Origin of the sequence: Shewanella sp. SM23 (genome assembly GCF_025654295.1) — a bacterium.
In the GTDB taxonomy this organism is placed as follows: Bacteria; Pseudomonadota; Gammaproteobacteria; order Enterobacterales; family Shewanellaceae; genus Shewanella; species Shewanella oncorhynchi.
The window spans coordinates 427,747-443,096 of sequence record NZ_JAKKRM010000001.1; the positions used below are offsets into that span (position 1 = coordinate 427,747).

Genomic DNA, 15,350 nt, shown 5'->3' on the forward strand with positions numbered 1-15,350 from the left:
TTTTTATGCGGCTTATCTTGGCTAAACGGCTTGACACAGGTTTGCGGGTGTAACTAAATACATGACTAGAGTTTGAATACGGCCAGTTTATTGTTTAAATTCAGTGATAATTCGGCCAAACTTTCACTTTCTTGAGCCAAATAAGTTGCCGATTCAGAGACTTCGAGCGCTGAGTTATTAATCCCGCACACGTTTCTGTTCATGTCTTCTGCGACCACACTTTGTTCTTCTGCGGCGGTGGCGATATGGGTTGCCATGTCACTCACATGTTTTATATGAGCAACAATAAGCGATAAATCTTTCCCCGCTTTTGCCGATTGACTCACACTGTTTTCTGCCAGTGCACGGCTTGCATCCATTGCCTTAGCGGCGCTCACGGCCCGTTGTTGCAATAATGAAATCGTGTTTTGAATTTCTTCGGTCGATTGCCTAGTGCGACTGGCAAGTTGCCTCACTTCATCGGCGACTACAGCGAACCCTCGCCCTTGTTCGCCAGCGCGGGCGGCTTCAATGGCGGCATTCAGTGCCAGCAAGTTGGTTTGGTCTGAAATCGCGCTGATCACAGAGGTGACCTCGCTGATCTGCATGACTTCCTCTTTAAGCATATTCACTTGATCCGTCGCTTGCTCCACTTCTTTGGCAAGAGCATGAATACCATCTACGCTGGCGTGAACATCTTGGTCGCCAAGGCCTGCTTCCCAAGTGGCTTCTTTGGTATCTTTGGCTGTGCTCTCCGCATTATTCGCGACATCGGCGATAGTGGCGCTCATTTCATTCATGGCTGTGGCAAGTTGGGCGAGTTGATCCCGCTGATTATTTACCGCTTGATTGGTTTCCTCTGCAGTTGAGGCGATCCGAGCCGAGGCCTGTGCAACATTGTCAGCGCTATGACTCGCTTGAAGTAAAGTGCTACGAATGGAGTCTATGCTTTGGTTTATATTGTGGGCTAAGATGCCAAGTTCATCTTTACCATAGATTTTTAGCTGAGTCGTTAAATCACCTTTTGTGATGGCGAGCATAGCCAGATTCACATCATCCAATGGCTGAGTAATAGAGCGGCTAATGGCATAACCTAGCCAAGCCATAAGCACAATAATGAAAAATGTAATGCCTCCCATGGTGAGGTATTCATTCCAAATGGTAGCTTCGATATCTTGGAGTAACATACCTGAGCCTAAGATCCAGCCCCAAGGTTTAAATCCCATGACAAGTGAGATTTTTTGCGCTGATTTGCCATTCGCCGTCGTCCAGCGGTATTCGACTAATCCTTGTTTGCCATCACGGCCGAGTTCGACCATTTCGAACCAATAATTCTCTTCGCCTCGATTCATCAATCACAAACAAGTAGTTATCACCATCAAAACGCATGTCGTTCAACATGTCTTTAGCGGCTTGCTGTGCTTGATCTTGGGGCAGCGATTGCGACAACGCTTGGATACGGCTGCTGGCGAGGGACAATACGGCATTAAGTCGTGCTTCACGCTCTGCCATCAGGTTGTGCTTTAGGGCTGTGACGGAAATAGTGAGTAAAATTAAGGCACCTGCGAGGGCGATAATGAGCTGTAGTGCGAGTTTTCGATTAACGGGGATGTCAGCGAGTTTGAACATATGATCTCCTTTTCTTTGTGTAGCGATTTAAGCCATTCCCTCTGCTCAAGTTGTTGTCAGCTTTTGGCGAAAGATATGTTGTGTAAAGTGAGTGATATAAGCATCGTTGGCTTTGATAAAATTTCCAGTTGGCGGATTAAATAAATGCACTAAATTACAGAGTTTTAATGGAAATTGTGAGCAATATTGCAATTGCAACCTTAGCGCGTTTATCTATCGAGAGAATGCGAGATTCGAACAAGGGAAGGGCTGCTGAGTCTGATATAAGCCAAGCAGTTCGCCCCCCTAGCGCACAGTGCGCAGGGGTTCGTTTATTCGACGTTAAAGGCTTATTGAGTTGAAAGAGCGTTAAGCTAAAAGATGGTCAAGTGTTAAAGCATCAACCGTGGCTGATAAGCTGCGGCTCAAGACTTTTTGATACCGCGCTAATACCTGCTGCGACTTGCTTCATCGCGCTGGTGAGTTGGCTTAATTGTGCTGAGCTAATGATATAGGGCGGCATGATATAGATAAGGTTGGCGAAGGGGCGCACCCAGACGCCTAAATCGACAAATTGCTGCTGTAACTCTGCGGTATTGACGGGTTCGTGCATCTCTAACACGCCCACTGCGCCGAGCACTCGCACATCTTTTACGCTCGGCAAATCAATCGCATCGTTAAGTTCTAAGCGCATTTGCTGCTCGATAGCGGCCACTTGCGCTTGCCATTCATTGCGATTGATTAAGTCTAAGCTCGCACACGCCGCCGCGCAGGCCAGCGGGTTGCCCATAAATGTCGGACCATGCATAAACACGCCAGCGGGAGATTGGCTGATTCCTTGGGCAACTTTATCGGTACATAGCGTTGCCGCTAGGCTGATATAACCGCCCGTCAGCGCTTTGCCTAAACATAAGATATCAGGGGTAATATTGGCGTGTTCATGGGCAAAAAGCTTGCCTGTTCGACCAAAGCCAGTGGCGATTTCATCTAAGATCAGTAGGACATCAAATTCATCACATAGGGCACGAAGACCTGTTAAATAATCTGCGCTGTAGAAACGCATACCGCCAGCGCCTTGCATTATCGGCTCTATAATCACTGCGGCAATATCATGGTGATTAATGCTTAATATGTCGCGCATTGCGGTTAAATCATCGGCTTGTAAGGCTTCGCCAAAGGCGGTTTGTGGCGCGGGCACAAATGATTGCTTGGTTACTGCATCGCCAAACATAGTGTGCATGCCGCCTTCGGGATCGCATACGCTCATCGCGGCAAAGGTATCGCCGTGGTAACCCTTCTTAACGGTAAGAATGCGTTGTTTTAGCGGTCGCTCTTCTCCATGTACACTTCGCCCTTGCCAACTCTGACCTTGCCAATATTGCAGCGCCATTTTAATTGCCACTTCGACTGAGATAGATCCAGAGTCGCACAAAAAGACCTTTGTTAGCGGTTCGCAGGTCATAGCGATAAGTTTTTTACACAGTTCAATGGCGGGTTCATGGGTGATACCGCCAAACATCACATGGCTCAGTTGATGCAACTGTTTTTCCATCGCGGTTAATATCTTGGGATGTGCATAGCCGTGCACGCAGGCCCACCACGAGCTAGTGCCATCGACCAGCTTGCGGCCATCGACGAGTTCAAGCTCGCAGCCCTTTGCACTATGTACACCAAAAACAGGAAGAGATCGGGTCATTGAGGTGTAAGGATGCCAAATATGGGCGCTATCAAAGTCAAAATCGAGTAAATTGCGCATAAATGCTCACTTTTTTTGGTGATAAAGTAGCCATTAGTAAACTGGGTTCACTGGTTGGCGTTGACAGTTTAAGGGCTGAGGTTATCCTAGCCAAGATAAAAAAACAGAATAAAAAGGGTGTTCAATGTCGCAGTTGCAAGTTCGTCATGATTGGAAGCGGGAAGAAATCGAAGCCTTATTTGCGCTGCCGATGAATGATTTGTTATTTAAAGCCCACAGCATTCACCGTGAAGTGTACGATCCTAATGAAGTGCAAATTAGCCGCTTGTTATCGATTAAAACCGGTGCTTGCCCTGAGGATTGTAAATATTGCCCACAGAGCGCCCGTTATGACACAGGTCTAGAAAAAGAGCGTTTGCTGGCGATGGAAACTGTGCTGACCGAGGCACGCAGTGCTAAAGCCGCGGGTGCCTCTCGTTTCTGCATGGGCGCTGCTTGGCGTAATCCAAAAGAAAAAGACATGCCGTACCTTAAACAAATGGTGCAAGAAGTTAAAGCCTTAGGTATGGAAACCTGCATGACGCTTGGCATGCTGTCGGAAGAGCAGGCGAACGATTTAGCCAGTGCTGGCTTAGACTATTACAACCATAATTTAGATACTTCGCCTGAATATTACGGCGATGTGATCACGACACGTACCTATCAAAATCGTTTAGATACACTGACACATGTGCGCGCTTCTGGCATGAAAGTGTGCTCGGGCGGGATTGTCGGCATGGGTGAAAAGGCGACGGATCGCGCAGGCTTACTACAACAGCTGGCTAATTTACCGCAGCATCCTGATTCAGTACCAATCAATATGTTAGTCAAAGTGGCCGGTACGCCGTTTGAGAAGCTTGACGACCTCGACCCACTCGAATTTGTTCGTACTATCGCCGTGGCGCGTATCTTAATGCCGCTTTCCCGCGTGCGGTTATCGGCAGGCCGCGAAAATATGAGTGATGAGCTGCAGGCCATGTGTTTCTTTGCTGGCGCTAACTCGATTTTCTATGGTTGTAAATTGCTGACCACACCAAACCCAGAAGAAAGCGATGATATGGGGCTATTTCGACGTTTAGGCTTACGTCCCGAGCAGGGCGCCGCGGCAAAACTGGAAGAAGAAAGTGCTGTTTTAGCCAAAGCGGCGGCCTATCAAGATAAGTCATCGGCACAATTCTATGACGCGGCTGCTTTGTAATACCACTGAGTGCATGTTGTCCGACAAACAGGTCGAATAGCCTGTAAACCTTGTTGGCTGCAGCCTATTTTGATTGCGGCCGATAGCTTTATTGGCCGCACTCCATTTTTCAAGCAGCATTTTTAAGACAATCATTCTTGAGGCTAAATCGATGAGTTCTCTGCTCGAGATGAAAATTGCCGCCCGTCAGCAAGCCTTACGTGAGCAAGGTTTATTACGGCAACGTAAAATGTTGAGTGTTGATCACAGCTTTGATATTAACGCACCCACTTCGAGCCCGCGCTTTGTGTTCGAAGGGCGATCCTATGTTAATTTTAGCAGTAATGATTATTTAGGCTTATCCCGCGTTCCTGAGTTGGTTGAAGCGCTGCACCTTGGCGCGCAGACCTACGGTGTGGGTAGTGGCGCATCGCCCTTAGTGACAGGGTACAGTGATGCGCATGTTACACTTGAACGTGAACTCTGCGCCTTAACGGGGCATGAAGCGGGATTATTATTCTGCTCGGGCTTTAGTGCCAATACGGCGTTAATGAAAACCTTGTTTGATCAGCAAGATACTGTGATTGCCGATAAACTTGTGCATGCCTCAATTATCGATGGTTTACAAGATAGTGGCACGCAGCTTAAACGTTTTTTACACAATTCGCTTGAGAGTGCTGAGCGGCTTCTAACTCGAAATCACGCATCGGCGTTAATCACAGAAAGCGTGTTTAGCATGGACGGGGATTGTGCGCCGATCGTGCAGTTATCGGCGCTTTGTCGTCAACAAAATACTTGGTTGATTGTTGATGATGCCCATGGTTTTGCGGTGCTCGATGGCTATCAAAATAGTGATGTAAGAGATAAAGCCGCCAAGCTTATCGATGTGCAAGTGGTGACCTTTGGTAAGGCATTAGGTTGCCAAGGCGCAGCGGTTTTGGGGAGTCAGGCGCTGATCGACTTTTTGGTCAGTAATGCCCGCGAATATATTTATTCGACCGCCTTATCGCCCGCCAATGCCGCATTAGCGTTAGCCGCGACTCGGTACTGCACTGCACATCCTGAGTTACAGCAAAAGCTGCTTGAGAATATTTCGCTATTCAAACAGTTATGCCTCGATACTGCCGTGCCCCTTTTAGGTTCGGATACCGCAATTCAGCCGTTGATCATTGGCGATGCGCAGCAAACCCTGCAAGTCGCCGAAGCGTTAAGAGCCGCGGGCATTTGGGTTGGGGCGATTCGCCCGCCGACGGTGCCTGTAGGGTCGGCGCGGTTACGCATTACCTTAACGGCGACCCATAGCCCTGAAGATATTGCTGCTTGTGTTGAGCAATTAGCCCAAGTGCTCAGTCGTATTGGTATTCCGCTTGTCAGTGAACGAGAATCTGCCGATGAGTACAGATAAATGTACCCTATAGATCGCGTTATTTTATTGAATGTTAAGTTTTTATGGTTGAGTGTTAGTTAAAATGCCAAGCCTGATAAAGTCTAGTGATCCAAGCTGTAGTGAGTTTGCTCATGAGTCAAACAAGTTTATTTCTTGCGATCTTAAGCTGAGTGAGCTTAATGCGGGCGTTTCTTATGGGGGCGTTCTCGCGGGGACTGTGTCCAATGTGCACGGGACTCAAATTGCTGAACGTTTTTCCGCAGCGGCCCATAGTTACCAAGATCATAATCAATTACAACGCCTGAGCGCTGCCAGTTTACTCAGTGAGTTTTCGGCAGCAGGTTATCTGTTAGACATAGGGGCAGGCCCAGGCACGGATTTTTCTGGGTATCACAGTGTCTCTCAACCAGCAGATCTCTCTACGCAAAATTCATCCACAACAGTATTTGCCGTGGATATTGCCCTTGGCATGCTACAAAAGCTAAAACAGTCTTATCCCGATTATCATGGCGTATGTGCCGATGCGCAGTGTTTACCTTTTACCAATGGCAGCATGGATGTTATTTACTCTAATCTAGCCCTGCAATGGTGTGCTGATTTTCCTGCTGCGGTAGCCGAAATGGCGCGGGTACTTAAGCCGAACGGCGAGTGTCATTTGAGCCTAGTAGCGCAGGGGAGTTTGAATCAATTAGCTGAATTAGGGTTAAGAGTGAATGACTTTTCGACGATGCAAGCACTCAAGGCTGCATTTAAACTCGATACATGGCAATTACTTGAAGTGCAACTCGTCCCTATGACAGTGTATTTTGACACTCTTAAGGCACTACTCTATTCAATTAAAGGTGTGGGGGCTTCTGTACATGTCGCCAGTTCAACAACTCGGGTTTCAGGTTCAACAGTGAGTGCTTCAGAATTCACTCCACGGCTGCGTGGTCGTCAAGATTGGCAGGCCATGCAGGCCAAAGCTGAATCGCTACGTTTACCCGAAGGTTTGCCTTTAACCTACCAGATAGTTCAAATACGTGCTCGGCGCAGGTTTTAAAGTTCACATATTATGCCTTTAGTCATGGCATTATCAATTAGCACTAATATCTAGAAAACGTTGGATTTTTAACATTACGTATAGAGATCGTTAGCTATATGGACATTTAGCTTATGGAGAGTGTGCTTAACAAAGCACAACTCATAGCAACAGATAAGGATCTAATATGTATTTTGTAACAGGTACAGATACCGATAGCGGTAAGACTTTGGTTTCGGCGGCATTATTAACCGCTGTGAATCGTTTAGGGCTCATAGCCAATGCTGACTCCGCTGTGAGTATTCTTGCAGCCAACACTATGTTGACTTTAGGTGTTAAACCCATCGCCTCGGGCTGCGCGCAAACCTCTGAAGGATTGCGTAATGCCGATGCGTTACAGCTGATGACGTCATCATCGTTAAAATTGGCTTATCCACTCATCAATCCTTTTTCCTTCGAACCTGCGATTGCACCGCACATTGCCGCCGCCCAAGTGGGCGTGAGTTTAGCGCCTGAAGCTATTATTGAAAGTTTAGATTTAGTGGCATTTGCTCAAGCGGATTTTTGCTTGATTGAGGGCGCGGGAGGCTGGCGTTTACCCTTAGGTGATGGCAGGTATCTTTCGGAAGTCGTACAGAGATTAGAACTGCCAGTGATACTCGTGGTTGGCATGAAACTCGGCTGCTTAAATCATGCATTGCTGACTCAAGAGGCGATATTGGCCGATGGGCTTAAGATTGCAGGCTGGGTTGCTAATCGTGTCGACCCGAATATGAGTATGTTTGAGGAGAATCTGACGAGCCTTAAAGAGATGATGACGGCACCTTTCCTCGGTTGTGTGCCATTTCTCGAGGATCCCTCGGCTGATAATGCCGCGAATTTTTTACATTGTGAAGCATTACTAAAACGGGTTATCCCTGAAGCTCATTAACGGGAGTGGCTTGGCATGTTGCTGTTAGTGTTATGCGAGTTGTATTTAGCAAAAGGTCATACCTGACCTTTTGCTAACAGTATGAAAATTAAGATAAGCCTAATAACTTAGCCGTAATTCTGCAAACCAAAAACGTCCCGGACTGAGATAAAACTGGTTGTATTGTTCATTGAATAAATTATTGATCCCTAATGAAGCTGTGATGTTGTCGGAAACAAAATAAGTGGTTTTTACATCGGTTAACATAAAAGAGTCTGTTGAACCTGGCACATGAGTCACGACATCAGTATTGGTTACATTCGTAAATCTCTTACTTTGATAGCTATGATTTGCAGTAATATACCAACTGCCTTGGCGCCAATTCAGGTTCAAGTTGTACATATTTTTTGGGGTATGGGGGAGTGCTTTACCGACAACATTCAGATTGGGGTCTTGGGTGACTTCACTGTCCGTATAAGTGTAGTTGGCTGACCAACCTAAACCGTAGTGCCATGTGCCTTTGAGTTCTAACTCGATTCCTTGAATTTCTGCCTCTGCGACGTTTTGAGGCATACTGATACCATCAACCGTTTGAGTTGCAATTCGATCATTAATCTCGGAACGGTAAATCGTCGCTATCGCATTGATATTATTTTGAAAACTGTGGTCAACACCCAACTCCCATGACACCAATGTCTCTGGTTTTAAATCAGGGTTACCGACATAGATATTTCCTCCTAGACTTGCGGTACCAAAAAACTCGTACAAATTGGGCGCTCGAAAAGCTTTGCCTAGAGAGGCGCGGTAACTGGTATCGGTACTGGGTTTATAAACCATTGATATTTTAGGACTGATAGGGGAGTCTGTTACCTTGTCATAGGTAATACTGCCCGTTCCACCTGCTTGAGTGTAGGAGTGAGATTCTCCACCGCGCATTTCCCACCAATCTTGTCTGGCACCGATATAGACAGTGAACTCATTATTCAGTTGCCAAGCATCTTGGATATAAAAAGAACGTATTTGGTCTTTGGCTGTGGTGTCCGCAGACATAAATACTTTGGACGTTGGGTCTGTCCAATTGCTTAAGCTCCAACGCTCTTCAGTGACATCACCTTCGTTTGTCGCAACCCCGAGCACTAGTGTATGGTTATCGCCTAGGGGCATATCTAGCTGAACATCAATGCTTTTTCTGGTGCTTTCAGTTGCAGGTGCTAGCCGACCATCTCCACCCTCAAAGGTGACCGGATTCATAGGTGCATGTCCGGCACTGGCGGTTGTGAGTCCTGCAATAATTGTCGTAGTCTCTTTACTAATATGCCCAGCTGAGATGTGTAAATTGATTTGATCCCAGCTTGTACTCAAATTCAATCCTGTATTAGTTTGTGTTGTACTCCCCCCCCGAGCAAACAATGCGCCATTTAGCCAAGTAGTCATGGGGATATTGCCATAGGTTGGAATGCTATCGACCTTGCCTGATTCTGTGACTTCGGTGGTGCGTAGTAGGCTATGGGGCTGATCATAACCATATACTGAGTCTGAGTTAGCGTAGCTAAGGTTTAGACGAGTATCATCTGATGGGGTGTAAGTTAATCGAAGGCCGTAGGTTTCATCATTGAACCAGTTATCCCCCATATCACCAATAAGATTACTTTTTCCACCGATGTTGGTTGTGTAGGGGAGCCAACCTGTAACGCCTTCGGGAAGTTTATCAATAACAGCATCTGAAGCATTAACGTGGGTCGTTGGATAACCATCGGTTTCACGCTTGCGGTAGTTTGCGCCTAATGCGACGGAATCCAGTATTTTTAAGGTACCTTGTAAGGCTTGATCGTGAAAATTTTCAGGGGCGATACTATCAGCTGAACCACCTATCCCCAGCTTCATTGAAAAACTGTTTTCGTCGGGGACTTTGGTAAAAATATTGACGACACCGCCTATGGCGTTGCCTCCATAAAGGCTAGAAAATGGTCCGCGTACAACTTCAATTTGCTGCACATTTTCACTGTCGATCATCGTCCAGTTGACTTGCCCATTGCGGGAATCATTTTGGGGAACACCATCGACTAACACTAATGTATCCCGTGCATTACTTAATCCCCGTATCGTGAGTGACGGAGTGGTTTCCATAAATCCTTTAGTACGTCGGTCCATTACACCTGCGGTTTTTCCTAAGGCTTCATCAATGGTAAAGAGTGTCATTCCTTGGATATCTTCTTCCGTGATCACATTGATGGCGGAAGGGGAGGATTTAATATCCTGTGCAGTACGTGTTGCTGAAACTACGATGATCTCCATTTCATCGGTCTCTTTTGGGGTTGATGCTTGTGCTTGTATACCCGCAGAAGCAAGAAAGAGTGCTAGTACAGTTAAAGGATAAGGAATATGAGCTATGTGGCCTTGATACATTAATATCTCCTTGAAATATTATAATTTTTAAGGGGTCATTATTTTAGGGTATCGGTTGAAACCAAAGATAAAGGCTAAGCACAACAACAGGTAGCTAAGCCAATGTAGCCAAACTGAGGTACTTTGCTGTTCAGTTGGATGCGTCAAATTGACTTCTTCGATGGCATATCCTTGGATGGCTTTTGTTGCCTCATTCGGCTTTTTGAGCGCTTCAGGTGATGCTTTGCTTGACTGCATTGGTGGCGCAGGCATCATTGGCTGTGGCGTTAATTTAGGGGCTGACACTAATTTTGCCTGGATCAGTTTTTCTAAAATGGGATCTTCACATCCTTGGCTATCACAAAGAACACCTTGTTCTTCTGCCAGCTTGGTGATGCGCTCACTCAGATCTTTAACGGTTTCAGCATCGGCTTGCCAATAACCTTTTCGAACGGCTTCAAGCATGCGGGACATCATCATTTTGTATGCCCCTAAATTTTCAGATTCACGGAAAAACTCTTCCATGTCTAATTGATAGCGATCCTGTACATAGGTTTGGTACATATCATTCCATTTACTTGCATCGACAGCTTCTGGCACTGTGACCTGCCATCCCCACATATTCTGAATCACACTATTAATGAACTTAGCGCCAGCATAGCCCTCTGTTTGCATTGCTTTTATCCATTCAGGATTAAGGTAGCGAGAGCGTAATTCGCGTCCCATAAATCGTTCTAGGGTTTCTTGTTGGGCTTGATTTGGATCAGCAAGGTTACTTATCATCACCTCTGGACTTGTGCCATCTACGGCTCTGACGGCCATGGATACACCACCAAAGGATGCAAAGGGATCATCACCATCAAGGACTTGAAATACATGACTTGAGCGAGCATGAACAGTGATGGCGGTTCCCGATAAGGCATTTTTGAGTAGCATTTGCCCAACTTGGGAGGATTCGTCTGTTTCAGTCTGAGCCCCCGATTCTCCCCAAAAGCCTTGTCCATAGAGATGGCTCATTCGATTAAAGTACATCTCTGTCAGCGTCTGCTCGTTATCCCAAGTATCAGAACGATCTATCGCGCTTTCCAAGTTTGTGCCATAGGCTCCAGAGGGAACGGAAAATAGCCTAACCGCGGCCATTCTGGTGGCTAAGGTGGTTTCAACTCCTTTGGCTTCAAGCATAGCTTGTGTTTTTATCGTATTGATACGTAGTTGGTTATCCTGCTCATCCTGTGCTTGGGCAAGAGTAAATGCTTGATCTAGTAGGGTAACCACATTAGCAAAGAGATCCCGATGTAATCCGGATGGGATCACAGTGACATCAATTCGAGGTCTGCCTAATTCTTCACGCGGTATGGCTTCAACGCCACGCACTATACCTCTTTCATCGTAGCTAGGGCGTATGCCGAGCAAATACATGATCTGCGCTTCTTGAACTCCTTCATTACGCATAGTTTCAACGCCCCAAAGGGTAAAGGTTAACTTTTTAGGGTATTCGTTATGGCGTTGTCGATAGTCCTCAATGAGCTGATTTGCGAGCTTTTTACCTATTTCATAGGTTGATTTAGCTGGAATTCGGCGTGGGTCAAAGGAGTAAAAATTGTGTCCAGTGGGTAACGCATCTGGATTACGCAGTGGATCCCCCCCTACGCCTGCTGGAATGTACTGGCCTGAAAAACCAGCAATAAGAGCATCGAGTTCTTGTTTAGCGCTAGCTGAAATGGCTGAAGATAATTGTTCTATGCGTTGTTTGTACTGCTGTTTATCTAAAGTGGGTTCAATTGATAGAATCGCTTGCGCTGTTTTTTGGATTTGGTCAGCAGTTGGAGAGACACCAAAGCTGTGCAGTCCCATCGGATTAATACGGTCTGAAATTTCTTCAAGATAATGATGAATATCCTCAATGAGTTGATGGGATGACTCATTATCCTGAGTGATTAAAGTTGATGCCTTTGCATCAATTGCAGTGGGGGCTTTACCCAAATCTTGTAAAATCCCGAGTTTTTCTGCCTGTAGCTCAATTTCTTTAATCTGTGATTCTGCTAATTGTGGGTTTTGTTGCCGCGCGCGCTGGTAACTTTCGATCAGTCCTTTCAGGGTTTGTAGTTCAGGGTTTAAGGAGGTGCGATCCATGGGTGGGGTTAAATGGGTGATCATAATGCCCATACCACGACGCATTGCAATTGTACCTTCTCCTGCATTATCCATGATAAAACTATAAAAGTTTGGCAGATCTCGAATGAGATATTCAGGTGCATCTGTGATATTCATACCAGCCTCTCGGCCTGGCAGCCACTCATGGGTGCCGTGTGTGCCAAATTGGAACATCGCATCAGCTTTAAAGACTTTGTGGAGCCAAAGGTAAAACGCAATATATTGATGTGATGGTGGAAATTTTAGGTCGTGATAGAGTTTTTCAGGATTTTCAGTTTTTCCTCTGGAGGGCTGTGGTCCAAGTAGGACATTACCATAGCGGCGTACAGGTAAAACAAAGTATGCAATTCCTGCACTGTCTTTATAGGTCATAGCGTTACTTTCTTCTGGACTTCCCCAAGTATTTGTCACCATTTCCTGTGCTGACTGTGGCAATGCTAAAAACCACTGTTGATAGGTCGATATTGGTAAAAGTACGGGCTCGCCTGAGACGGCGAGAGTATCAATTTGTGATTGCTCCCAACTGGGGATATTGGCACCATATTTGAGAATATCTTGGCGTAATAGTGAAGGCTCCTTAGGAAGGTTTTGGATGTTATATCCTTCTTGCTCGAGGCGTTTAACCACTTGCCAAATGCTTTGCGGCAACACATTAAGGTATGCGGCGCCAACATTGTCTCGTCCAGGAGGAAAATTAAAATACTGCAGAAAAATGCGCTTTTCTGAATTAGGTTTTTGACGCAAGGTTACCCATCGTTTGACTCTGTTTGCCAACATGGCAACGCGTTCTGGTATGGGCTGCTCTTCTATATAAGTCATGCCAGATTGAGGATCTTGTATCATCTGTTTAGCAGCATATACGGTAGGTTGTATTAACCCCGCCATTTCTGGCATGGCTAATTGCCAAGAGCGTTCGGTAATATCCATCCCAACCGATGAAGCCTCCCAGTCCTCGATTGATGTTGAAAACAATGAAATGGCATTAATCACTGGAACATTGAGGCGTTCAAATAATGGTGTCAGTATCTCTGGAGTGACGCCAATTTTTATGCTTGCAGCAATAATGACTTCTACCCTTGAATGGCCTTGGTCGTCGAAAAAATAGCGCTCGATGGGAACCTGTGCAGGATAACCAAATACCGTCATCACGTTTAGGTCCCGACTCTCCAGAGCGTTAATTACTGCATCAATATGGGATGTACTGCCTGCAATAATATTACTTTGATAAACCACGAATCCAATCCAAGGTTTACCAGGTTTGTATTGATGATAATCTTGCTTAAAACGATCAAAATCAGCATAAACAGTCCCCGTTCCTGCATGATATAAACCTATTTCAGGTACAGTTTCAGGTGGCTGATAGGGCAGATTAATCCCTATTTGGTTAAGTGCGTAAAGCAATCCATTACGGATATTATTTGCTCCAGCATTAACAAAATACTGCTGGATTTGGGGATCCTCAATAATTCCAGCATTTTTATCGGTTTCATTAATACTAGAGCCAAACGCATATACTTTGGCACCATTTTTCATAGCCTGTTGTAGATCGAGTTGCACATGGTTTATTAGATTTCTTCCAATCGTTTGTATGATAATTAAATCTGACTGGCGAAGATGACTTAAATCTTGCTCGCTTAACTTAGTACTCGAGTAAATACGAATATCAGTATCCGTCATTACATCAAATTCTGAGTAAATATCTTTTACAACTGAGGTGGATTGTCGTAGTGAACTATCACCCAGCAATAAACTGACACGCGTTGTTTTACCCCATGCAAGGTGAGTGACTGATAGCAAAAATACACAAAGGAATAAGGTGAATGACGTTCTATGAAATTTAGTCTGGAACATATACCACTCGGCCATCATCTAATTGAAAGGCTGTACCTAGCCTTACACCTTCACCACTCAACTCCGTTTTGGTTACTTTTTGTACTTTTATCTCAGCCCCTTGTTTGCTGACAATTTGCATTTCTCCTTGGGCATTTTTAGTCGTAATAGTGACTTGGGATTTTTCATCCATTAGCCCAAGTAAATTAAAAGTGGTAAAGAGTGCGATCATCATGCTGACAATCACAACAATACTGGCATCAAATAAGTTAGCGATACCTGCTAAGGGGTCTATATCTTCACGGTGTGAAGTTAACATGTTCTTTCGCATAAATTTCAGACTCATAGTGAGCCCTCTATTGCATGCGTTTCGTTGATTGGATTTGAAGTGAGGGGCGTTTGTGAACAAATTGATGTGTGGTCGATCGATGCTAGTTCTGCAAGGTAACGTATTTCATTCTTGTCGTTATTTATCCAGCGTTCTTTGACTAACGCTAGCGCAAAAGCAATGACGCCTGTTCCTAATCCAACAATGGCAGAATTAAATGCGTTAACCATCATTCCGGCCATTTCAGGCATATTCCCCTGTGCAAGGGCAGCGAGCGCTATTCCCATAGGAATAAGTGTTCCCATCAGTCCAATCCCTGGTGCGGCACGTACGATAAAACGAAGACGTTCAATATTCGTATTTGCTAAATGTTCTGTTTGTTGTATTAATTTTTCGAGTTCTAGATCTAAATATTTTTGTTGAGTGTCTTGGATGACATGGCCTAATTTATGACGGAAAGTTTCAATCAGAGGGTGTTCACCTTGCCTACGATTTAGATATTCTCGGAGTAGATTACCGGCCAGTAAAACCACGTAGAGTACCATTGCGACTAATCCGAGTTTTACTGGGTAGTAACATAGGGTGGCGACCGTAACTAAAAATCCCTCAGTCATAACCATTATTTGCATTAGCTTTTCCTTATTAAAAAGGGTGTACTCTTAATTTATTTGTGAAGAATACTGAATTAGTGAGTTGGACATAGGTGTCAAAAAATTGAATGTAACTCGAGTCACAGAAAAATGTCGCACTTAGATATGGCCGTCATTATTCCTTAAGGCATTGATTAAAACTACCTAGCCGATCACAAAAAAATTACACTCAAAGTATTATTTACC

9 protein-coding genes and 1 pseudogene are annotated in these 15,350 nt (G+C 45.2%); 4 read left to right on the forward strand and 6 right to left on the reverse strand.

Going from position 1 to position 15,350, the window contains the following annotated elements; genetic code table 11:
• Positions 1-65: 65 nt before the first annotated feature.
• Together L5L98_RS01870 and bioA are read right to left on the reverse strand one after the other, a co-directional pair.
• A pseudogene (locus tag L5L98_RS01870) lies at positions 66-1,608 on the reverse strand (methyl-accepting chemotaxis protein).
• 379 nt (positions 1,609-1,987) lie between these two features.
• Positions 1,988-3,343: an adenosylmethionine--8-amino-7-oxononanoate transaminase gene (gene bioA, locus L5L98_RS01880; RefSeq protein ID WP_263138230.1), complete on the reverse strand. Its 1,356-nt coding sequence runs from the start codon at positions 3,341-3,343 to the stop codon at positions 1,988-1,990.
• 124 nt (positions 3,344-3,467) lie between these two features.
• Between bioA and bioB the strand changes: the two genes are divergently transcribed.
• The 4 genes from bioB (at position 3,468) to bioD (ending at position 7,838) form a co-directional block, all read left to right on the forward strand.
• Complete coding sequence (gene bioB / locus L5L98_RS01885; protein WP_263138231.1) at positions 3,468-4,520, forward strand: biotin synthase BioB; 1,053 nt, start codon at positions 3,468-3,470, stop codon at positions 4,518-4,520.
• 151 nt (positions 4,521-4,671) lie between these two features.
• Positions 4,672-5,904, forward strand: coding sequence for an aminotransferase class I/II-fold pyridoxal phosphate-dependent enzyme (locus L5L98_RS01890; RefSeq protein WP_263138232.1), 1,233 nt, complete (start codon positions 4,672-4,674; stop codon positions 5,902-5,904).
• A gap of 64 nt (positions 5,905-5,968) precedes the next feature.
• Positions 5,969-6,928 (forward strand): methyltransferase domain-containing protein, encoded by a 960-nt coding sequence (locus tag L5L98_RS01895; protein WP_263138233.1) that lies wholly within the window; start codon positions 5,969-5,971, stop codon positions 6,926-6,928.
• Between the two features lie 166 nt (positions 6,929-7,094).
• Positions 7,095-7,838 carry a dethiobiotin synthase gene (gene bioD / locus L5L98_RS01900; protein ID WP_263138234.1) on the forward strand — a complete coding sequence of 248 codons (744 nt, stop codon included), beginning with the start codon at positions 7,095-7,097 and terminating at the stop codon, positions 7,836-7,838.
• A gap of 99 nt (positions 7,839-7,937) precedes the next feature.
• Here the strand turns inward: bioD and L5L98_RS01905 are convergent, their stop codons facing one another.
• Genes L5L98_RS01905 through L5L98_RS01920 form a run of 4 tightly spaced genes read right to left on the reverse strand, consistent with a single transcriptional unit; the run spans position 7,938 to position 15,143 of the window.
• Positions 7,938-10,223 (reverse strand): TonB-dependent receptor, encoded by a 2,286-nt coding sequence (locus L5L98_RS01905; RefSeq protein ID WP_263138235.1) that lies wholly within the window; start codon positions 10,221-10,223, stop codon positions 7,938-7,940.
• A 27-nt stretch (positions 10,224-10,250) separates the two neighbouring features.
• A complete protein-coding gene (locus L5L98_RS01910; RefSeq protein WP_263138236.1) occupies positions 10,251-14,207 on the reverse strand; it encodes a cobaltochelatase subunit CobN in 3,957 nt (1,318 codons plus the stop codon).
• Positions 14,194-14,532 carry a DUF2149 domain-containing protein gene (locus L5L98_RS01915; RefSeq protein ID WP_263138237.1) on the reverse strand — a complete coding sequence of 113 codons (339 nt, stop codon included), beginning with the start codon at positions 14,530-14,532 and terminating at the stop codon, positions 14,194-14,196. The genes L5L98_RS01910 and L5L98_RS01915 overlap by 14 nt, the downstream gene beginning before the upstream one ends.
• Positions 14,529-15,143, reverse strand: a complete 615-nt coding sequence (locus tag L5L98_RS01920) for a MotA/TolQ/ExbB proton channel family protein (protein WP_263138238.1) — start codon at positions 15,141-15,143, stop codon at positions 14,529-14,531. Before L5L98_RS01920 ends, L5L98_RS01915 begins: the two co-directional genes overlap by 4 nt.
• Positions 15,144-15,350: the final 207 nt, after the last annotated feature.